The sequence below is a fragment of the Variovorax sp. efr-133-TYG-130 genome (assembly GCF_030208835.1).
Classification (GTDB): Bacteria; Pseudomonadota; Gammaproteobacteria; order Burkholderiales; family Burkholderiaceae_C; genus Variovorax.
Genome location: NZ_JARVTD010000009.1, coordinates 174,387 through 194,653 on the forward strand (window position 1 = coordinate 174,387; position 20,267 = coordinate 194,653).

Sequence of the window (20,267 nt, forward strand, 5' to 3'; positions counted from 1 at the left end):
GAGGCGCGACGCATGCCCGCCGTTTCATCCCGGGGCCGAGGACGCCGCACGATCAACGAGATCAACATGGTCCCGTTCATCGACGTGATGCTGGTGCTGCTGATCATCTTCATGGTCACCGCGCCGCTCATCACGCCGAGCGTGATCAACCTGCCCACGGTCGACCGCGCCAACAAGCAGCCCGACAAGCCCATCGAGATCGTCATCAAGAGCGATGACGAAGTGCAGATCAAGAAAGACCCGTCCACCGGCACCGGCGGCACGTCGATCCCCATGACGCAGATCGGCACCGCGGCCAAGCAGGCCCAGGGCGGCGACAACGACCGCCCGGTGGTCATCAGCGCCGACAAGTCGGTGAAATACGAGACCGTGGTGAAGGCCATGAACCAGCTCAAGCGCAGCGGCGTCGAGCGCGTGGGCCTGTCGGTCACGACCACGGGCGGCAAATAAGGCATGTCGCTCGCACTGGATCGCCCCGAGTTCGCGCCGCCGCCGCAGCGCGGCACGCCGCGCGCCGTCGTGCTGGCCCTCATCGCGCACGGCCTGCTGATTGCCGCGCTCACCTGGGGCGTCCGCTGGAAGAGCGAGGCCGACGAAGGCGCCGTCGACGCGGAGCTGTGGTCGTCCACGGTGCAGCAGGCGGCGCCCCGCCTGCAGGCACCGCAGGCGCCGGCCCCCGTTCCCGCGCCGCCGCCGCCCGCACCGGCGCCGCCTCCCCCGCCGCCCGTGGCCAAGGCACCCGAGCCCGCGCCCGCGCCCAAGGCGCCCGACATTGCCCTGGAGCGCGAGAAGAAGCTCAAGGAGCAGAAGGAACAGAAAGAACGCGAGCTCGAGCAGCAGCAAAAGCAGCTGCAGAAGAAGAAGGAGCTCGAAGCCAAGCAGCGCGCCGAAGACGAGGCCCAGCGCAAGAAGGAACAGCAGCAGAAGCTGGCCGAGCAGAAGAAGCAGCAGGAGGCCGAGGCCAAGCAGGCTGAAGCCAAGAAGGCCGAGGCCGCAGCCAAGCAGGCCGCCGCCGACCGTGCCGCCACGCTCAAGCGCATGCAGGGCCTGGCCGGTGCCAGCGGCAGCGACGACTCCAAGGGCACGGCCATGCGCTCCTCGGGTCCGTCGAGCGGCTATGCGGGCCGCATTGCAGCGGCGGTTCGCCCGAACATCACCTTCCCCGATGCCGACACCGTGAACGGCAACCCGGCGGCGGAGTTCGAGGTGAGCCTGGCACCCGACGGCACCATCGTCGGCGTCAAGCTCAGCAAATCGAGCGGCCTGCCCGGCTGGGACGACGCCGCCGAGCGCGGCCTGCGCAAGACCGACAAGCTGCCGCGCGACACCGACGGGCGCATCTTCCCGTCGCTGATCGTGTCGCTGCGGCCCAAGCGCTGATCCGCGCTCGCGCCTAACGCGCAGCTAAGAAAACGGGCCCCTTCCGGGTGACTTGCACGTCACCCGGAACTCGATAATCAGGGCTCATGAATCCCACCGGCCGCATCCGATACGGCAGCAGTCCACTGCTCGCCAGCCCCACCCCCGTGTGGCGCAGCAAGTTCATCGTGGCCAGCATCGCTTTCGGCTTCATGCTGCTGGCGGCACGCGCGGCCTACGTGCAGATCTTCAACAACGACTTCTTCCAGCACCAGGGCGAAGTGCGCTACCAGCGCACTCTGGAGCTGCCGGCCAACCGGGGCCGCATCCTCGACCGCAACGGACTGATCCTGGCCTCCGACATTCCGGCGCCCAGCATCTGGGCCATTCCCGAGGACATCGAGCGCGACGACCCGGCGGTGCTGGCCAAGCTCCAGCAGGTGGCCAAGCTGCTGGGCATGCCGCAGAAGGAACTCGACAAGAAGCTGGAAGACGAGGACAAGAGCTTCGTCTGGATCAAGCGCCAGGTCGACCAGTCGGTCGCCAAGCAGGTGGCCGCGCTCAACCTCAAGGGCATCTACCTGCGCCGCGACTACCGCCGCCAGTACCCCGAAGGCGAGGCCGCCGCCCACCTGGCCGGCTTCACCAACGTGGAAGACGTGGGGCAGGAAGGCATCGAGCTGGCCTTCAACCAGGAGCTGGCCGGCAAGTCCGGCTCGCGGCACGTGCTGAAAGACCGGCTGGGCCACATCGTCGAAGACACCGAGGACCAGGTGCCGCCCACCGAGGGCCACGACATCCAGCTGAGCATCGACGACCGCGTGCAGTTCGTCGCCTACGAGAAGATCCGCGACGCCGTGGTCACCAACAAGGCGCGCGCAGGCAGCGTGGTGGTGGTCGATGCCCGCACCGGCGAGCTGCTGGCCATGGCCAACTACCCCAGCTACGACCCCAACGACCGCCGCAACCTCACGGGCGAGCAGTTGCGCAACCGCGCCATGACCGACGTGTTCGAGCCCGGCTCGACCATGAAGCCGATCACCGTCGCCACCGCGCTGCAACTGGGCCGCGTCACGCCCAAGACCATCATCGACACCAACCCGGGGCGCATCACCGTGTCGGGCGCCACCATCCACGACGACGAGAATTTCGGCGTGCTCACGGTCGAGGGTGTGATCCAGAAATCCAGCAACGTGGGCGCCACCAAGATCTCGCAGCGCATGTCGGCGCAGGAAATGTGGAACTCGCTCACCGCGGTGGGCCTGGGACAGAAGCCGCAGACACCCTTCCCCGGCGCCGTGACCGGGCGGCTGCGCCCGTGGAAGTCGTGGCGCCCGATCGAACAGGCCACCATGTCCTACGGCTACGGCCTGTCGGCTTCGCTGTTCCAGATCGCGCACGCCTACACGGCCTTCGCGCACGACGGCGAGGTGATTCCGGTGAGCCTGTTGAAGAACAACGGCGAGGAGCCGGCCGGCGTGCAGGTGTTCTCGCCGCTGGTGGCGAGCCAGGTGCGGCAGATGATGCACCTGGCCGCTGCGCCCGGCGGCACCGCGCCGCTCGCGCAGACGGAGGGCTACTCGGTGGGCGGCAAGACCGGCACCGCGCACAAGCAGGTCGGCAAGGGCTACGCGAGCAACAAGTACCGCGCCTGGTACACGGGCATGTCGCCCATCGACAAGCCGCGCATCATCGTCGCGGTGATGATCGACGAGCCCGGCGCGGGCAAGTACTTCGGCGGCCTGGTTGCGGCGCCGGTGTTCAGCCAGGTGGTGCAGCAGACGCTGCGCATCATGAACGTGCTGCCGGACCTGGCCGTGACGCCGCAGTCGCACTGAGCCCGTCTACCGGGCGACGGAAGACGATCAGGGCGCCAGGCTGAGGCGCTTCACGTCGAGCTCGATCTTGTTGCCGAACCGGTCCTTGTCGAGCTCGCCGGTGATCTCGACGCGCACCTTGTCGTCGATCTTCACGCCGGGCGGGAAATGCTTGGCATCGATCTCGACCTTCATGCGGCCGCTGTCGTCCGCGAAGGTGTAGTGCTCCCCGCCGTCGTGCGAGACGATGAAGCCGCGCAGGGTGGCATGCTGGTCGTCCTTGCCGGTTTCCAGCAGCTGCTTGACGTTCATCGCCGGCACGGTGCTCGGGCCTGCGTACTGGGCCGAGGCGGCGAACGGCAGCGCGAGGGCCAGTGCGAGAACGAGGGCTGGTTTATTCATGGCGAGTTCCTCCTTGAACTTCGGGTTGAAAAGCACGAGGAGGATCGTAACGAGCCGATGAAAAGGCCCACGCGCCGAAGGCGCTTCAAGGCGCCCTTGCTCGCCCGGTCAGTCGTACACGATCTGCGCCTTGCCGGCCTCCGCCTGCGCGGTCCAGCTGGCCAGCGCCGCGTCGGTCGGGAAGAACTTGGCGCGCTCGCCCAGCTGCAGCTCGACCTGCGCACCGCCGCGCGCCATCGACAGCCGCACCGGCAGGCCCTGGACCAGGTCGCCGACCTCGGTCTGTTCGGTGCGCGGCGGAAAGTCCTTGACCAGGCGTGCGATGTCGGGCGCCTTGCCGTTCACCGCCACGCGCAGGAACTTGCCGAAGCGGCAGCGCGCCGTGGCCAGGTCCCACACCTGCTGCACCTGGAAGCGCGCCTCGAAGCCGCCGCGCGCCGGCTGCAGCCGGCCGCTGACGATGACGAGTTCGTCGTCCTTCAGCGTGTTGCGGTTGGCGTTGATGGTCGCCTCGTCGGCGGTGGCGTCGATGGCTTCCGACTTGTCGTCGAGCTTGAAGATCGCCAGCCGGCCGCGCTGGCCGTTGATGACGCGGAAGTCGCTCACGATGCCGGCAATGACCTGCTGGTCGCGGCTGTCGAGCAGGTCGCCGATCTCGCGCTTGCAGAAGCGCCGCACCTCGTGCGAGACCTCGTCGAACAGGTGGCCCGACAGGTAGAAGCCGACGGCCGTCTTCTCGAACGTCAGGCGTTCCTTCACGCCCCACGGCGTGGCGTCGACCAGGTCGGGCTCCGCGGTGGCCGAACCGTGCTCGCAGTCGCCGAAGATGTCGGCCTGCGAGGCGTTGGCCGCGGTCGCGCTGGCGAACTCGAAGGCACGGTCGACCGAGGCGATCAGCGACGCGCGGTTCTGCTGGATGGAGTCGAAGGCGCCGGCCTTGATGAGCGCTTCCACCGTGCGCTTGTTGATGCGCTGGCGGTCGATGCGCACGCAGAAGTCGAACAGGCTCTTGAACGGGCCGCCCTCTTCGCGCGCCCGCACCACGGCCTCGACCGCGAGCTGGCCCGTGCCCTTGACGGCACCCAGCCCGTAGCGGATGACGCGGTCGGTCACGGGCTCGAAGCGGTAGTTGCCGCGGTTCACGTCCGGCGGCTCGAAGGTGATGCCGAAGTTCTTCTGGGCGTCTTCGAACAGCAGCTTGAGCTTGTCCGTGTCGTCCATTTCCACGGTCATGTTGGCGCAGAAGAACTCGGCCGTGTAGTGGACCTTCAGCCAGCCCGTGTGGTACGCCAGCAGCGAGTAGGCGGCGGCGTGCGACTTGTTGAAGCCGTAGCCCGCGAACTTCTCCATCAAGTCGAAGATTTCGTCGGCCTTGTCCTGGACGATGCCGTGCGTGGCGAGCGCACCGGCGCGGAACTTCTCGCGGTGCTCGGCCATTTCCTCGAGCTTCTTCTTGCCCATGGCGCGGCGCAGCAAGTCGGCGCCGCCGAGCGAGTAGCCGCCCAGGATCTGCGCGGTCTGCATCACCTGCTCCTGGTAGACCATGATCCCGTAGGTCTCGGAGAGCATCTCGGCCACGGCCGGGTGCGGATACTCCACTTCTTCGCGGCCGTGCTTGCGCGCCACGAAGCTGGGAATCAGGTCCATCGGGCCCGGGCGGTACAGCGCGTTCAGCGCGATCAGGTCTTCCAGCCGCGTGGGGCGCGCGTCCTTCAGCATGCCCTGCATGCCGCGCGATTCGAACTGGAACACCGCTTCCGTCTTGCCTTCGGAGAACAGCCTGTACGTGGCCGCATCGTTCAGCGGGATGTTCTCGAACGCGAAGTTCTCCTGGCCCTTGTGGCGCTTCATGATGAACTCGCGCGCAATCTCCAGGATGGTGAGCGTGGCGAGGCCCAGAAAGTCGAACTTCACGAGGCCGATGGCTTCGACGTCGTCCTTGTCGTACTGGCTCACGGCAGACTCGCTGCCGGGCTGCTGGTAGAGCGGGCAGAAGTCGGTGAGCTTGCCCGGCGCAATGAGCACGCCCCCGGCGTGCATGCCGATGTTGCGCGTCATGCCTTCGAGCTTCTGCGCGAGCTCGACCAGCATGCGCACTTCTTCTTCCTTCTCGATGCGCTCCGCGAGCTGCGGCTCCATCTCGATGGCGTAGTTGTTCTTGTCGCCCTCGATCTTCTTCTCGGGCGGGTACTGCAACGTGACCGACATGCCGGGCTTGTTCGGGATCAGCTTGCTGATGCCGTCGCAGAACATGTAGCTCATGTCCAGCACGCGGCCCACGTCGCGGATGGCCGCGCGCGCGGCCATGGTGCCGAAGGTGGCGATCTGGCTCACGGCGTTGCGGCCGTACTTGTCCTTCACGTAGTCGATCACGCGGTCGCGGTTGCCCTGGCAGAAGTCGATGTCGAAGTCGGGCATCGAGACGCGCTCGGGGTTCAGGAAACGTTCGAACAGCAGCTTGTATTCGAGCGGGTCCAGGTCGGTGATCTTCAGCGCATAGGCGACCAGCGAGCCGGCACCCGAGCCCCGGCCCGGCCCCACCGGGCAGCCGTTTTCCTTGGCCCACTTGATGAAGTCGCCCACGATCAGGAAGTAGCCCGGGAAGCCCATGTTCAAGATGGTGTTGATCTCGAACTCGAGGCGCTCGACGTAGCGCGGGCGCTCGGCATCGCGCCTGGCCTCGTCGGGGTAGAGGTGCTTCAGGCGCGCCTCCAGCCCCTCGAAGGACTCCTGGCGGAAGAACTCGCCGATCGGCATGCGCACGCCGTCGCTGATGAAAGGCGTCGGAAAGTCCGGCAGCTGCGGCTTGCCCAGCACCAGCGTCAGGTTGCAGCGCTTGGCGATCTCGACCGTGTTGGCCAGCGCGCTCGGCACGTCGGCAAAGAGCGCCTGCATCTCGGCGCTCGACTTGAAGTACTGCTCTTCGGTGAAGCGGCGCACGCGGCGCGGGTTGCCGAGAATCTCGCCTTCGGAAATGCACACGCGCGCCTCGTGCGCCTCGTAGTCTTCGCGGGCCGCGAACTGCACCGGGTGCGTGGCCACCACCGGCAGGTGCAGCCGCGCCGCGAGCTGCACCGCGGCAATGACGTGCGGCTCGTCTTCGGGACGGCCGGCGCGTTGCAGCTCGATGTAGAAGCGGTGTGGAAAAATCCCCGCCAGTTGCAGCGCCAGTTCGGCGGCGCGCTCGCCCTGCCCCTGCAGCAGCGGCTGGCCGAGCGGTCCGGCCTGCGCGCCCGACAGCGCGATCAGCCCGCCCGCCAGCTCCTGCACCCATTCCAGCTTGCAGGCCGCCTGCGACTGGCCGCGCGCCACGTTCTGCGTCCAGGCCCGCGCCAGCAGCTCGGACAGGTTCAGGTAACCCTCCATGTTCTGCACCAGCAGCACGATGCGGGTCAGCGCGCCGGGCTCCTTGCCCAGCCCGTCGATGAAGATTTCGGCGCCAATGACCGGCTTGACGCCCTTGCCCCGCCCCTGCTTGTAGAACTTGACCGCGCCGAACAGGTTGTTCAGGTCGGTGATGGCCAGTGCGGGCTGCTTGTCGGCAGCCGCGGCCTTGATGACTTCATCGATTCGGTTGGTGCCGTCGACGACGGAAAACTCGGTGTGCAGGCGCAGGTGAACAAACATCCGGCCATTGTAGAAAGCACCGCATCCACCATGTGAGTTAGCGATACGAATTGCCCCCCGGCTTGCCACTTCGTGTGCTTCGCCACCCCCCGAGGGGGAGGCTCGGTGCCTTGGGGCGGCCCGGCGGCACCTAGAATCCCGCCCCGTGCAAGAGATTTTGAATATCGCGGCCTACAAGTTCGTGGCCATCGACGACAGCCCCGTGCTGCGTGAAGACCTGCGCGCCCGCGCCCAGGCCCTGGACCTCATGGGCACCATCCTGCTGGCGCCGGAGGGTATCAACCTGTTTCTGGCGGGTTCGGCCGACGGCGTCCGGGCTTTCCTGGCCCATCTGCGCGCCGATGCCCGTTTCGCCGACCTCGAGGCCAAGGAGAGCTGGTCCGCATCGCAGCCGTTTCGCCGCATGCTGGTGAAGCTCAAGCGCGAGATCATCCGCATGGACCACCCGGCGATCCAGCCCGCCGCCGGCCGGGCACCCGGCGTGGACGCTCCCACCCTCAAGCGCTGGCTCGACCAGGGCCATGACGACCAGGGCCGCGAAATCGCCCTGCTCGACACCCGCAACGGCTTCGAGGTCGACGAAGGCACCTTCGACGGCGCGATCGACTGGCGCATCACCAAGTTCACCGAATTCCCGCCCGCCCTGAAGGAGCACCGCGCCGACTTCGCCGGCAAGACCGTGGTGAGCTTCTGCACCGGCGGCATCCGCTGCGAGAAGGCGGCCATCCTGATGCGCGAGGAAGGCATCGAGAACGTGCTGCAGCTCGAAGGCGGCATCCTCAAATACTTCGAGCAGGTCGGCGGCGCGCACTACCACGGCGACTGCTTCGTGTTCGACGGCCGGCGCGCACTGGCGCCCGACCTGAGCGCCCGCGCGGCCGACGCCAGCGCACGCGCGGCGGAAGACACCGACCTGAACCTCGGCCTGAAGAACTGAACCACCGGCAGCTTTCAATGCGCATCCTCCTGGTCGAAGACGAACTGGACATGGCCTCCTGGCTGATCCGCGCATTGACCCAGAGCGGCTTCGTCGCCGACCACGCGCCCGACGCGCGCACCGCCGAAGCCTTCATGGCCGGCACCGAATACGACGCCATCGTGCTGGACCTGCGCCTGCCCGACAAGCACGGCCTGAGCGTGCTGGCCGACATGCGCAACGCCGACGACCGCACGCCGGTGCTGATCCTCACCGCGCAGGGCGCCCTGCAGGACCGCGTGCGCGGCCTGAACCTGGGCGCCGACGACTTCCTCTCCAAGCCTTTCGAGCTGGTCGAGCTGGAGGCCCGCCTGTCGGCGCTGGTGCGGCGCAGCCGCGGCAAGCAGCACCCGCGCCTGCAGTGCGCCTCGCTCTCCTACGACAGCCAGAGCCACGCCTTCACGCTGCGCGGCACGTTGCTGTCGCTCACGCCGCGCGAGCAGGCCGCGCTGACCGCCTTGCTGATGCGCAGCGGCTCGCCGGTCGGCAAGTCGCAGCTCTTCGCCAAGGTGTTCACCAACGACAGCACGGCCGGGCCGGACGCCATCGAAGTGGTGCTGCACCGCCTGCGGCGCAAGCTGGCCGACAGCGACGTGCGCATCGTCACCGTGCGCGGCCTGGGCTACATGCTCGAGGGCATTGCCGATGGATCCGCAGCCTCGGCCGCCCACCCCGTCGCCGGCGACTGAGCCGCAGCGCTTCGGCATCCGCACGCGGCTGCTGGCGCTGTTGCTGCCCGGGATGGTCACGCTGCTGGCGCTGGACAGCTGGAACGACTACCGCGCGCTGACCGACTCGCTGGTGGCCGCCTACGACCAGAGCCTGCTCGAGCCCGTGCAGGCGCTGGCCAACGGCATCGTGGTGGCGAGCGACGGCAGCGTGCGCGTGCAGGAGCCGTTCTCGATCCAGGCCATGTTCGAGTCGACGCACCTGCGCTACAAGTACCTGCACGTGGGCGTCCAGCGCATTCCCAAGGGCGGCACGCTCGATGTGAACTCGCCCGAATCCACGCTCATGGGCGTGCCCGGCCTGCCCCGGCCCGCGGCCCGCCCCGCCGACGGCGTGCCGGTGTTCTACGACGCGGTGCACGAGCAGCACCGCGTGCGCGTGGCCGCGCTGCGCCAGACGGTGTACGACCACGTCCACCCCGGCGTGGCCTACAGCGTGCTGATACAGGCGGCCGAAGGCATCGGGCCGCGCACCGAGGCCCAGTCGGAGTCGCTGCGCCAGGAGCTGCTGCGCGACACCCGCATGGTGCTGGTGATGGCGCTGCTGGTGTGGCTGGGCGTGGCCTGGACCCTGCGCCCGCTGGAGCGCCTGCGCCACTCGCTGCGCGAGCGTTCGCGCGACGACCTGAAGCCGCTCGACGCCAACGGCGTGCCCAAGGAAGTGGTGCCGCTGGTCGATGCGGTCAACCACCACATCGCGAGCCACCGGCGCATGGTGGAAGAGCAGTCGCAGTTCCTGGCCGACGCCTCGCACCAGCTGCGCACGCCGCTGAGCATCCTGTCCATCCAGGCCGGCTACGCGGTGCGCGAGACCGATCCGGCGCGCATGCGCGAGTCGCTGCATGCCATCGTGGCGCAACTGGCGCGCACCCGGCGCCTGAGCGAACAGCTGCTCGCGCTGGCCCATGCCACCACCGAAGGCGAAGCCGCCCGGGCCGAGCCGGCGGTGGTCGACCTCAACGCCATCGCGCGGGGCGTCGTGCTCGAGTACCTGCCGCTCGCGCGCGAGAACGACCAGGACCTGGGCTGGGTCGATGCGCGCAGCGATGCAGCCGCCGCCGACGATGAAGGCGAAGGTGAAGACGGCGACACGCCCGTGCTGCCCGTGCTGCCGGTGCTCGCCAACGCGGCCGAGCTCCATGAGGTGCTCGCGAACCTCGTGCACAACGCGCTCAAGTACACGCCGCGCGGCGGCAACATCACCGTGACCGTGCGGCGCGATGCGTCGTCCGCGCTGGCGGAGGTGTGCGACAACGGCCCCGGCATTGCGCCCGAGCGGCGCGCGAGCGTGTTCGAACGCTTTCACCGCGACCCGGCCGTGGATGCGGGCGCGGCACACGGCGCGGGCCTCGGCCTGACCATCGCGCGCGGCTACGCGCGGCGCAACGGCGGCGAGATCGAGCTCGACAGCGCGGGCATGCCCGAGAGCAACACCGGCGGCGGACTGCGCGCCACGCTGAGGCTGCCGCTGCACCTCGCCTGAGGGCCATTTTTGCTAGGGTTTCACCGGATACGCCGGTACGTGATTACACGTATTTTGAGGCTCCGCAGGCTGCTTGCGCCCCACCCGAAAGGGGATTGAAAGCCTCGATTCCTAGACTGCCCTCCTTCCAAATCGAAGGAGACTTATGCAGCACCAGCTCGGTGAAGATCCGGCCTCGCACGCGCCCCGGCCCGCTTCCAGATTCAAGAAAGACTACTACGGCGGCGCCCTGCTGATCGTCATCGGACTGGCCGCGGTCTACGCCGGCATCGGCTACCGCGTGGGCGAGCTCGCGCACATGGGCCCGGGCTTCTTCCCGGTGGCGCTGGGCGCGCTGCTGGCGCTCACGGGCCTGCTCATCGCGCTGTCCGCGCGCGGCGACAAGCCCGCATCCGAAGAGGCCGTCTCGCACGGCCATCCGGGCGGCATGCCCGACATCCGCGGCGGTGTCTGCATCATCCTGGGCATCCTCGCGTTCCTGCTGTTCGGCGAGTACGGCGGCCTGCTGCCGGCGACCTTCGCCATCGTGTTCATCTCGGCGCTCGGCGACCGCGACAACACGCTGACCGAAGCAGTGCTGCTCTCGCTCGCGATGTCGTTCATCGCGGTGGTCGTCTTCTGGTGGGCGCTCAAGCTGCAGCTCCCCCTGTTCCAGTGGGGAGGCTGAGATCATGATCGGTCAATCGCTACATGACCTGTGGTTCGGCTTCGGCGTCGCCTTCCAGGGCTCGAACCTGCTGTGGTCCTTCTTCGGCGTGCTGGTGGGCAACCTGATCGGCGTTCTGCCGGGCATGGGCGCGCTGCAGGCCATCTCGATCCTGCTGCCGCTCACCTACGTGATGCACCCGGTGCCCGCCATCCTGATGCTGGCCGGCATCTTCTACGGCTCGCAGTACGGCGGCGCCATCGGCGCCATCCTGATGAACATGCCGTCGCATCCGCCGCATGCGGTGACCTGCCTGGACGGGTACCCCATGACCAAGCAGGGCAAAGGGGGCGTCGCGCTCGGGGTGACGATGATCGCCTCGTTCTTCGCAGCCTCCGTCGGCATCATCGTGATGATCTTCGCCTCGCCGCTGCTGGTGCAGATCGCGTTCAAGTTCGGCCCGACCGAGATCTTCTCGATCATGCTGCTGGGCCTGCTGGCCGGCTCCACCATGTCGCGCGGCTCGCCGCTCAAGGGCGTGGCCATGACGCTGTTCGGCCTGCTGTGCGGCGTGGTCGGCACCGACGTGAACAGCGGCAGCTTCCGCTTCGCGTTCGGCCTGCCTGAGCTCAGCGACGGCCTGGAACTGGTGGCGATCTCGATGGGCCTGTTCGGCGTGGCCGACTTCCTGCTCAACGTGAACCGCATGAAGGCCATCGGCGACACCGGCACGCTCAAGCTCAGCGACATGCGCCCGAGCAAGGAAGAGCTCAAGCGCGCCTTCCCCGCCATGATCCGCGGCACGCTCGTCGGCACGGTGTTCGGCGCCATGCCCGGCACGGGCCCGACCATCACCACCTTCATCGCCTATGCGCTGGAGCGCAAGGTGTCGAAGACGCCGAACAAGTTCGGCACCGGCATGATCGAAGGCGTGGCCGGGCCCGAAGCCTCCGCGCACTCGAAGACGCAGGTCGACTTCATCCCGACCATGAGCCTGGGCATTCCGGGCGACGCGGTGATGGCGCTGATCCTGGGTGCGCTGCTGATCCAGGGCATCCAGCCCGGCCCGCAGCTCATCACCGAGCATCCGGACATCTTCTGGGGCCTGATCGCCTCCTTCTGGATCGGCAACGTGATCCTCGTCATCCTGAACGTGCCGATGATCGGCGTGTGGGTGAAGCTGCTGAAGGTGCCCTACAAGTACCTGTTCCCTGCCGCGATGTTCTTCATTGCAACGGGCGTGTACAGCACGCAGAACAGCCTGTTCCAGATCTGGGAAGTGCTGGTGTTCGGCATCGTCGGCGCGGTGCTGATGACGCTGGAGTTCTCGGTCGCGCCGATCCTGCTGGGCTTCGTGCTCGGGCCGATGGTGGAAGAGAACTTCCGCCGCGCGCTGCTGCTCTCGCGCGGCGACATGTCGGTGTTCGTGACGCGCCCCATCAGCGGCACCTTCATCGGCCTGTGCGCACTGCTGCTGCTGGGCGTGGGTTACTCGGCATGGCGCGGTCGCGGCGGCCGCAAGGCCATGGTGGATCTGCCCAAGCCGCCTGAAGGCGCCCCGCCCGCGGAGGCTGCCTCGATGGGCGGCGGCGGCAAGTAGGCCGAGCCTGCTTTCCGCTCCACGAAGAACAAGGCCCGCTGATGCGGGCCTTTTTCATTTTCGAGCGGGCCTGTCTCAGACAGGTGTGGTGCCGGTGTCCGGCTCGCGCACGCCGAAGGGCTTGCCCGGCAGCGGAATGAACTCGGTTTCTCCGGGGACGTGGCCCATGCGTTGCGCCGCCCAATCGGCACCGGCCTCGAGGATGCGCTCGCGCCGGCTGGAAACGAAGTTCCAGGTGATGTAGCGCGGCCCGTCCAGCGGCTCACCGCCGATCACCATCAGCCGCACGGCGGTGTCGGCCGTGAGCACCGCGCCCTGGCCGGCGGGCAGCACGGCCATGGTGTGCGCGGCCACCGGTTCGCCGTCGACGCTCACGTCGGCATCGACCGTGTACACGGCCAGTTCCGGCGCCAGCGCGGGCAGCTCGAAGCGGCCGCCGGCCGGCAGTGCGATGTCGAGGTACAAGGTCTGCGACAGCGTCTTGACCGGCGAGCGCACGCCGAAGGCTTCGCCCACCAGCACGCGCACGTCGACGCCCTGCACCACCACTTCCGGGATGGCGCCGGCGGGCGTGTGTTCGAAGCTCGGCTCGACCTCTTCATGCGCCTGCGGCAGCGCCGCCCACAGTTGCAGGCCGTGGTTCTCGTAGGTGTCGGCCTTGAGGCGATCGGGCTTGCGCTCGGAGTGCACGATGCCGCGCCCCGCGGTCATCCAGTTGATGGCGCCGGGCATGATCTCCTGCACGCTGCCGAGGCTGTCGCGATGCATCATCGCGCCCTTGAAGAGGTAGGTGACAGTGGACAGCCCGATGTGCGGATGCGGCCGCACGTCGTGCTCGCTGCCCGGCACTTCGGTGGCGGGGCCGAAGTGGTCGAAGAACACGAACGGCCCGACCGAACGGCGCTGCGCCGCCGGCAGCAGCCGCCGCACCTTGAAGCCGCCGCCCAGGTCCTTGTCGTGCGGTCGAAGCAGTTGAGTCTCTGGAATGGCGTCGGTCATCGTGTTCTCCGTGATGAGTGAGTGATCGGCTTCGTTCGTCGCGGCCCATTCGCGGGACAGCGCGGGACCGGCTTTGCCGGGCCGCCGGTGTCGCCCCCGGTGAGGGGCTTGGCGAAGCGGCACACGAAGTGCGCGAAGCCTGGGGGTGGCTTCAGCCCCGCGACTTTGCCACCGCTGCGATGCGCTCGCCGAATGCGCGGGCGGTGTCGAAGTCGCCCTTGAGCATTTCGGCGGGGCTGGCGTCGGAGGGCGATTGTGTCAGCAGGCCGCCGTAGCCGCCCACGTAGTTCATCGAGTCGCGCGTGGCGGCCTTGTTGTTGGTCGGCAGGATGCCCATGCTGACCCAGATGCCGCTGTGCTGCATGGCCAGGGTCCAGAGGTAGGTCAGCGTGGTGACCTTGTCGCCGTTCATGGTGGCGCTGTTGGTGAAGCCGGCGAAGAGCTTGTCTTTCCAGCCCTGCGTGTACCAGACCTTGGACGAGGCGTCGGCGAACTTCTTGAACTGCCAGCTCACGCCGCCCATGTAGGTGGGCGAGCCGAAGACGATGGCGTCGGCCGCGGCCAGCGTTTCCCAGCCGCCCTCGGGCAGGTTGCCGTCGGCGTCGATGGCGAGCAGTTGCGCGCCTGCGCCGTCTGCCACGGCTTGCGCCACGCGTTGGGTGTGGCCGTAGCCGGAATGGAAGACGATGACGATGTTTGCCATGAGATTTTTCTCCGAGATCAGATGAATGTTCGTTGTTCGGGGTGCTCTGCGCAGCGAAATAAAGGAGGAGCCCGAAGGGCGGGGGACATTCGCGGAGCAGAGTACCCCGTCGGCGTGATCGCCCCAAGCCCGGAAAGAGAAGATTACTTCTTGTCGATGCTGAAACGACCGGCACCGAAGGCTGCGAATGCAAGCAGGCCACCGGCAATCGCGATGTTCTTGTTGAAGTTGATCTGCTGCATCATCTTCATCGCTTCAGGTGCGGACCAGTACTTGTGGAAGAACAGCGCCGTCGCAACGGTGAAGATCGCCATCACGATGGCGGTCCAGCGCGTCTTGAAGCCCAGCAGCAGCGCGATGCCCAGGCCCAGCTCGATGATGATCGCGATCACCGCGGCCACCTCGGGCAGCGGCAGCCCGGCGGAGGTGATGTAGCCCACCGTGCCGCCGAAGCCCATGAGCTTGCCGAAGCCGGCGGGAATGAACAGGTAGGCGATCAGGATGCGGCCGATCAGCGCCAGCGTGTCTTGTGCCGAATTGGTGGTGTTTGTGGTTGCCATGTTCGAAGAACTCCTCGGTTGTTGAAATTGAAAAAGGAACGGAAAAAAGCCGGGCGACAGGCGCCCGGCGAGGGGGATCAGGCGGCCAGGTCGAACACCAGCACTTCGGCGTCCTTGCCGTCGGCCAGCGTCAGCTGCGACTCGCCCTCGAGCATCGCGGCGTCACCGCCCGCGAGCTTCTGGCCGTTCACTTCGAGCTCGCCGCGCACCAGGTGCACGTAGCTCTTGCGCGCCGGGTCGAGCGCCAGGCTGGCTTTTTCCTCGCCGTCGAGCAGGCCGGCGTAGAGGCGTGCGTCGGCATGCACCTTCACCGAGCCGTCGCTGCCGTCGGGCGAAGCCACCAGGCGCAGCTTGCCGCGCTTCTCGGCGTCGCTGAACTGCTTCTGCTCGTAGCCGGGCTCGATGCCGCGCACGTTCGGCTGGATCCAGATCTGCAGGAAGTGCGTGGTCTCGTCGGCCTTGTGGTTGAACTCGCTGTGCATCACGCCGCGGCCCGCGCTCATGCGCTGCACGTCGCCGGGCGGAATGCTCTCCACGTTGCCCATGCTGTCCTTGTGCGCCAGCTCGCCCGACAGCACGTAGCTGATGATCTCCATGTCCTTGTGGCCGTGGGTGCCGAAGCCGGCGCCCGCCGCCACGCGGTCTTCGTTGATCACGCGCAGGTTGCCGAAGCCCATGTGGGCCGGGTCGTAATAGTTGGCGAAGGAAAAGCTGTGGAACGAGCGCAGCCAGCCATGGTCGGCATAACCGCGTTCCTGTGATTTACGGACTTGCAACATCGTCGAACTCCTTTTGGCCCTGCCCCGTGGGGATGAACGGGCCTTCTTCGTATGCCGCGCCGGATGCGCAGCGGATGTAAAGAACTTTAGGTCCGCACCCCGTTCGGAAAGACGCCGCGTTTTGATGGCACCATTCAAATAATTTGATCAATGGATGCACGATGCCCAGCCCCCGAGACGTCCTGACCCCCGACGCCCTGGCCATGCTCCAGACCGTGGTCGCCACGGGCAGCTTTGCCGCCGCCGCGCGCACGCTGGACCTGGTGCCCAGCGCCCTGAGCTACCGCGTGCGGCAGATCGAGGACGCGCTCGACGTGCTCCTGTTCGACCGCAGCGCGCGCCAGGCGCGGCTGACCGAGGCCGGCGCCGAACTGCTGCGCGAGGCCGACCGGCTGCTCCATGAAATCGACGCGGTGGCCAACCGCGTGAAGCGGGTGGCCACCGGCTGGGAGCCGATGCTGACCATCGCGGTCGACAGCGTGATCGCGCGCGACCCGCTGCTCGACCTGGCCACCGCCTTCTTCGCGCTCGATCCGCCCACGCGGCTCAAACTGCGCGACGAGACGCTGATGGGCACCATCGAGGCGCTGACCAGCGGCGAGGCCGACCTGGCGATAGGCGCGGTGCTCGACGCGGCCAGCCTGGCTTTCACCGCCACCGGCATCCGCAGCCGGTTGATCGGCGAGCTGCGCTTCGTCTATGCCGTGGCGCCGCACCATCCGCTCGCACGCCTGCCCCAGCCCCTGAGCGACGCCGTGATGCGCGAGCACCGCGCGGTGGCCGCCGCTGACTCCACGCGCCACGGCACGCCGATGACGGTCAACCTGATGGGCGGGCAGGACGTGCTGACGGTGCCGAGCATGCAGGCCAAGATCGCGGCGCAACTGCATGGGCTGGGCGGCGGCTTTCTTCCCGAGCCGATGGCGCGGCCGTACATCGAGGCGGGGCACCTGGTCGAACTGAAGACCGAGCGCATGCCGCCGCTGGGCGCCCTGCACTGCGCATGGCGCGTGCGCAGCGCCGGCAAGCCGGGCCGAGCGCTCGAATGGTGGCTCGCGCAGTTCGAGCATGAAGGCACCCGGCGCGCATTGCTCGAACGGCACCGCGGTCGATGAGCATGACCCGGAATCGCGCCGCCGCGCTAAGGGTGTGCCCTCAGGCAAAGCCCCCTGCGGACCGATGTAGAGTGCAGACACATCCAACCGCCTCCCATCCAGAAGAAAAGAGTCCGTCATGACCTCTCGCGCAACTGCAAAACCCGCCGACCGCCACCGAACTCCTGCCACCCCGCGTTCCACGCCCCCGTCACGGCACTACGCTGTCGTCGGCGCCGGCATTGCCGGCGTGGCTTGTGCCCGAACCCTGGTGCAGGCCGGCCACAAGGTCACGGTGTTCGAGCGCGAGGCCACGGCCGGTGGCCGCATGGCCAGCGTCGACACCGCTTTCGGCCGCTTCGACAGCGGCGCCCAGTACTTCACCGTGCGCGACCCGCGCTTCGCGCTGGCCCTCGAGAACACGCCCGGCGTCTGCAAGCGCTGGAGCGCCAACCTCGTGCGCGTGCTCGACGCCCACGGCCGCGTGGCCGAGGCCGCCCTGCCCTCGCTCGAATCGCACTGGGTGGCGCAGCCCGGCATGGACGCGCTGGTGGCCCACTGGGCCAAGCCGCTGGGCGACAGCCTCGTCACCGGCACGCAGGTCACGCAGATCGAGCCCGATGCGCTCGACCCCAAGCGCTGGCAGCTGCGCACCGCGGGCGCCGACGACTCCCTTCACGTCTATTCGGGCTTCGACGCCGTGCTGCTCGCCGTGCCGCCTTCGCCCGCGCGCGCGCTGCTGGATGGCGACAGGCTCTCCGCCCGGCTCGCCGCCAAGGTCGAGCCGGTGCGCATCGCGCCCTGCTGGACGCTGATGATTGCCTACCCCCAGGCCAACCAGCCCAACATGTCGCATCTCGGCCCGCAGTGGAACGCGGCGCGCAGCACCCACCACCGCGTGGCCTGGCTGGCGCGCGAATCGTCCAAGCCCGGCCGCGAGCCGGTCGAGCGCTGGACGCTGCAGGCCAGCGCCACATGGTCGCAGGAACACCTGCGCGACACGCCCGCACGCGTCGAAGCCAAACTGCTGCGCGCCTTCGCCGAGATCACCGGCATCCATGCCACGCCCGCGCACGCCCAGGCGCTGCGCTGGAACGAAGCCCAGACGCAAGTGCCGGTGGGCACCACGCACCTCTGGGATGCCAAGGCCCGCATCGGCGTGGCCGGCGACTGGTGCATCGGCCACCGGGTGGAAGACGCCTTCGTCTCGGGCCTGTCGCTCGCACTCGCCGTCATCTGAACGGGAGATGAGGGAGACCGGCCGCTTCGCCCCCTCGCCCACCGGCCCGCTGCACGCGGGCTCGCTGGTGGCCGCGCTTGCCAGCTGGCTCGACGTGCGCGCGCGCGGGCCGCAGGCACGCTGGCTGGTGCGCATCGAAGACGCCGACACCGAGCGCTGCCTGCCCGGCATGGGCGAGCGCATCCTCCGGCAGCTCGCCGACTGCGCCCTGCTGCCCGACGAGCCCCCGGCATGGCAGACGCAGCGCACCGCGCACTACGAGGCCGCGCTGGCCCGGCTGCAGGAACGTGGGCTGGCCTACCCCTGCGGCTGCTCGCGCAAGGACATCGACGAGGCGCTCGCGCGGCTCGGCCAGCGGCATGAGCGGCACGGCGAGCGGGTGTACCCCGGCACCTGCCGCGACGGCCTGCACGGCAAGCCGGCACGCGCCTGGCGCTTTGCCACAGAGAAATTCGCGGGCGGCGAAGTCTGCTTCACCGACCGCCGCCTCGGCCGCCAGTGCCAGGACGTCAGCCGCGAGGTCGGCGACTTCGTGCTGCGGCGCGCCGACGGCCCCTGGGCCTATCAGCTCGCCGTGGTGGTCGACGACGCCGACCAGGGCGTGACCGACGTGGTCCGCGGCGAGGACCTCACCGACAACACGGCCCGGCAGATCCTGCTGCAGCGCGCGCTCGGCTTTCCCACGCCGACCTACCTGCACACGCCGTTGGTGCGCGCAGCCGACGGCGACAAGCTTTCCAAGCAGAACGGCGCCACCGCCCTCGACACCGGCACGCCGGCAGCTTCGCTGGCCGCGCTCGACACCGCCGCGCGCGTGCTCGGCCTGCGGCCCGCCACGGCCACCGATTGCACGGGCGCGCTGGCCGCCTGGGTGCCCGAATGGCGCGATCTCTACAATTCGCGGCCGTAATGAACCTTCCCGACACCGTGCCCAACGACCTCCCGCGCAGCGACGACGCGCCCGCCCCCGACGACGCGGACAAGCCGCATCCGCTGCATCGACGCCTCAAGAGCTTCGTGAAGCGCGGCGGCCGCACCACCGAAGGCCAGGCGCGCGCCTTCTCCGAACTGGGCCCGCTGTACCTGGTGCCCTACAAGCCCGAGCCGCTCGACCTGACGGCGGCCTTCGGCGGCCGCGCCGGCCCCACGGTGCTGGAGATCGGCTTCGGCATGGGCGAGGCCACCGCGCACATCGCGACGGTGCTGCCCGAGACCAACTTCTTCTGCTGCGAAGTGCACGAGCCCGGCGTGGGCGCGCTGCTCAAGCGCATCGGCGAGCAGTCGCTGTCGAACATCCGCATCTGCGCGCACGACGCAGTCGACGTGCTCGACCACATGCTGCAGCCCGGCACGCTGGCCGGCGTGCATGTGTTCTTTCCGGACCCCTGGCACAAGAAGCGCCACAACAAGCGCCGCCTGATCCAGCCCGAATTCGTGACCAAGCTCGCGCAGCACCTGCGCCCCGGCGGCTACATCCACTGCGCCACCGACTGGCAGCCCTATGCCGAGCAGATGCTCGAAGTGCTGTCGGGCGAACCTCTGCTGCGCAACACGGCCGAGGGCTACGCGCCCAAGCCCGACTACCGCCCGCTCACCAAGTTCGAGAACCGGGGCATCAAGCTGGGCCACGGCGTGTGGGACCTGGTGTTCGAGCGCAAGGCCTGAAACGCCGGTCCCGGCTCGCTGCCTAGTCGAGCAGGAACGTGAGCGGCACGCGCATCTGCGTGCGCACCGCGTGCCCGCCGGCGTCGCGCGCCGGCTCGAAACGCCATTCAGGCACCACGGCAAGCACCGCCTTGGCAAATAGCGGGTGCGAGGCGTACTCGATGCGCACATTCTCGGGGCGCCCCGACTGGCCGACCACGAAGACCAGCACCACCCGGCCCGGGATTTCCTGCCGAGCCAGTTCAGCCGGATAGGCAGGCGGACGCTTCTTCAGTGCCACCGCCTGGGTTACCGCGCCATCGCTGGCCACGGCTTCGGGCGGGCGGAGCGGCGCCGGTGGCGCAGTCGAAACAGGCGGTTCGGGCGGTGCGGCAATCATGATTTCCGCAGCTGGCGCTTCCGCCACCGTGGGCGGCCCGGGCCGCACCGCTTCCGGCGCCGTCGCCATGCATCCCGCCAACACGAACGACCCGCACAACCCGACCCACCTGACAGCTCTTTTCATCCACGAATTCTGTCGCCGGTTCTTTGCCTTCCGCCGTGGTCCTGAAATTGCTACACTTTTTTACTACCGTAAATAAAGGTGTCT

At 68.2% G+C, this 20,267-nt stretch carries 20 protein-coding genes; 13 read left to right on the top strand and 7 right to left on the bottom strand.

Going from position 1 to position 20,267, the window contains the following annotated elements; genetic code table 11:
* The first annotated feature begins 12 nt into the window (after nt 1-12).
* From QRN67_RS11285 to QRN67_RS11295, 3 genes are all read left to right on the top strand, one after another.
* A complete protein-coding gene (locus QRN67_RS11285; RefSeq protein ID WP_081271152.1) occupies nt 13-450 on the top strand; it encodes an ExbD/TolR family protein in 438 nt (145 codons plus the stop codon).
* Nucleotides 451-453: 3 nt separating this feature from the next.
* Nucleotides 454-1,380, top strand: a complete 927-nt coding sequence (tolA, locus tag QRN67_RS11290) for a cell envelope integrity protein TolA (protein WP_106934839.1) — start codon at nt 454-456, stop codon at nt 1,378-1,380.
* 86 nt (nt 1,381-1,466) lie between these two features.
* Nucleotides 1,467-3,197, top strand: coding sequence for a peptidoglycan D,D-transpeptidase FtsI family protein (locus QRN67_RS11295; RefSeq protein WP_285411825.1), 1,731 nt, complete (start codon nt 1,467-1,469; stop codon nt 3,195-3,197).
* A gap of 27 nt (nt 3,198-3,224) precedes the next feature.
* On the opposite strand, the gene QRN67_RS11300 is transcribed toward QRN67_RS11295, so the two are convergent.
* On the bottom strand, nt 3,225-3,578 hold the full coding sequence (locus QRN67_RS11300; protein ID WP_106937479.1) for a YgiW/YdeI family stress tolerance OB fold protein: 354 nt from the start codon (nt 3,576-3,578) through the stop codon (nt 3,225-3,227).
* 108 nt (nt 3,579-3,686) lie between these two features.
* A complete protein-coding gene (gene dnaE, locus QRN67_RS11305) occupies nt 3,687-7,205 on the bottom strand; it encodes a DNA polymerase III subunit alpha (protein ID WP_285411833.1) in 3,519 nt (1,172 codons plus the stop codon).
* Nucleotides 7,206-7,350: 145 nt separating this feature from the next.
* On the opposite strand from dnaE, the gene QRN67_RS11310 reads away from it, so the two are divergent.
* The 5 genes from QRN67_RS11310 (at nt 7,351) to QRN67_RS11330 (ending at nt 12,638) form a co-directional block, all read left to right on the top strand.
* Nucleotides 7,351-8,142, top strand: a complete 792-nt coding sequence (locus QRN67_RS11310; RefSeq protein WP_285411835.1) for a sulfurtransferase — start codon at nt 7,351-7,353, stop codon at nt 8,140-8,142.
* 17 nt (nt 8,143-8,159) lie between these two features.
* Nucleotides 8,160-8,870, top strand: a complete 711-nt coding sequence (locus QRN67_RS11315; protein WP_285411837.1) for a response regulator — start codon at nt 8,160-8,162, stop codon at nt 8,868-8,870.
* Complete coding sequence (locus QRN67_RS11320) at nt 8,827-10,392, top strand: sensor histidine kinase (RefSeq protein WP_285411839.1); 1,566 nt, start codon at nt 8,827-8,829, stop codon at nt 10,390-10,392. Before QRN67_RS11315 ends, QRN67_RS11320 begins: the two co-directional genes overlap by 44 nt.
* 145 nt (nt 10,393-10,537) lie before the next feature.
* Nucleotides 10,538-11,059 carry a tripartite tricarboxylate transporter TctB family protein gene (locus QRN67_RS11325; RefSeq protein WP_285411840.1) on the top strand — a complete coding sequence of 174 codons (522 nt, stop codon included), beginning with the start codon at nt 10,538-10,540 and terminating at the stop codon, nt 11,057-11,059.
* Nucleotides 11,060-11,063: 4 nt separating this feature from the next.
* Nucleotides 11,064-12,638, top strand: a complete 1,575-nt coding sequence (locus QRN67_RS11330; RefSeq protein ID WP_081270106.1) for a tripartite tricarboxylate transporter permease — start codon at nt 11,064-11,066, stop codon at nt 12,636-12,638.
* Nucleotides 12,639-12,713: 75 nt separating this feature from the next.
* On the opposite strand, the gene QRN67_RS11335 is transcribed toward QRN67_RS11330, so the two are convergent.
* The 4 genes from QRN67_RS11335 to QRN67_RS11350 all read right to left on the bottom strand — a co-directional run bounded on the left by QRN67_RS11335 (nt 12,714) and on the right by QRN67_RS11350 (nt 15,679).
* A complete protein-coding gene (locus QRN67_RS11335) occupies nt 12,714-13,637 on the bottom strand; it encodes a pirin family protein (RefSeq protein ID WP_285411841.1) in 924 nt (307 codons plus the stop codon).
* A gap of 151 nt (nt 13,638-13,788) precedes the next feature.
* Nucleotides 13,789-14,340 carry a flavodoxin family protein gene (locus QRN67_RS11340; protein WP_081270108.1) on the bottom strand — a complete coding sequence of 184 codons (552 nt, stop codon included), beginning with the start codon at nt 14,338-14,340 and terminating at the stop codon, nt 13,789-13,791.
* 143 nt (nt 14,341-14,483) lie between these two features.
* Entirely contained in the window at nt 14,484-14,900 is a 417-nt protein-coding gene (locus tag QRN67_RS11345) for a DoxX family protein (RefSeq protein WP_081270109.1), read from the bottom strand.
* A 77-nt stretch (nt 14,901-14,977) separates the two neighbouring features.
* Entirely contained in the window at nt 14,978-15,679 is a 702-nt protein-coding gene (locus QRN67_RS11350) for a pirin family protein (RefSeq protein ID WP_081270110.1), read from the bottom strand.
* Nucleotides 15,680-15,840: 161 nt separating this feature from the next.
* Here QRN67_RS11350 and QRN67_RS11355 point away from each other — a divergent pair, with 161 nt between their 5' ends.
* From QRN67_RS11355 to trmB, 4 genes are all read left to right on the top strand, one after another.
* Entirely contained in the window at nt 15,841-16,794 is a 954-nt protein-coding gene (locus QRN67_RS11355; RefSeq protein WP_081270111.1) for a LysR family transcriptional regulator, read from the top strand.
* 118 nt (nt 16,795-16,912) lie between these two features.
* The gene (locus QRN67_RS11360; protein ID WP_081270112.1) at nt 16,913-18,013 is read left to right on the top strand and encodes an NAD(P)/FAD-dependent oxidoreductase; all 1,101 of its coding nucleotides are present in this window, start codon (nt 16,913-16,915) and stop codon (nt 18,011-18,013) included.
* Nucleotides 18,014-18,020: 7 nt separating this feature from the next.
* A complete protein-coding gene (gluQRS, locus tag QRN67_RS11365) occupies nt 18,021-18,923 on the top strand; it encodes a tRNA glutamyl-Q(34) synthetase GluQRS (RefSeq protein ID WP_285411844.1) in 903 nt (300 codons plus the stop codon).
* On the top strand, nt 18,923-19,678 hold the full coding sequence (gene trmB / locus QRN67_RS11370; RefSeq protein ID WP_285411846.1) for a tRNA (guanosine(46)-N7)-methyltransferase TrmB: 756 nt from the start codon (nt 18,923-18,925) through the stop codon (nt 19,676-19,678). Before gluQRS ends, trmB begins: the two co-directional genes overlap by 1 nt.
* A 22-nt stretch (nt 19,679-19,700) precedes the next feature.
* Here trmB and QRN67_RS11375 read toward each other — a convergent pair whose 3' ends face one another.
* The gene (locus QRN67_RS11375) at nt 19,701-20,057 is read right to left on the bottom strand and encodes an energy transducer TonB (protein WP_159053617.1); all 357 of its coding nucleotides are present in this window, start codon (nt 20,055-20,057) and stop codon (nt 19,701-19,703) included.
* Here QRN67_RS11375 and QRN67_RS11380 point away from each other — a divergent pair.
* Nucleotides 20,056-20,259, top strand: a complete 204-nt coding sequence (locus QRN67_RS11380; protein ID WP_285411847.1) for a hypothetical protein — start codon at nt 20,056-20,058, stop codon at nt 20,257-20,259. The two genes, QRN67_RS11375 and QRN67_RS11380, sit on opposite strands and share 2 nt — an antisense overlap.
* Nucleotides 20,260-20,267: the final 8 nt, after the last annotated feature.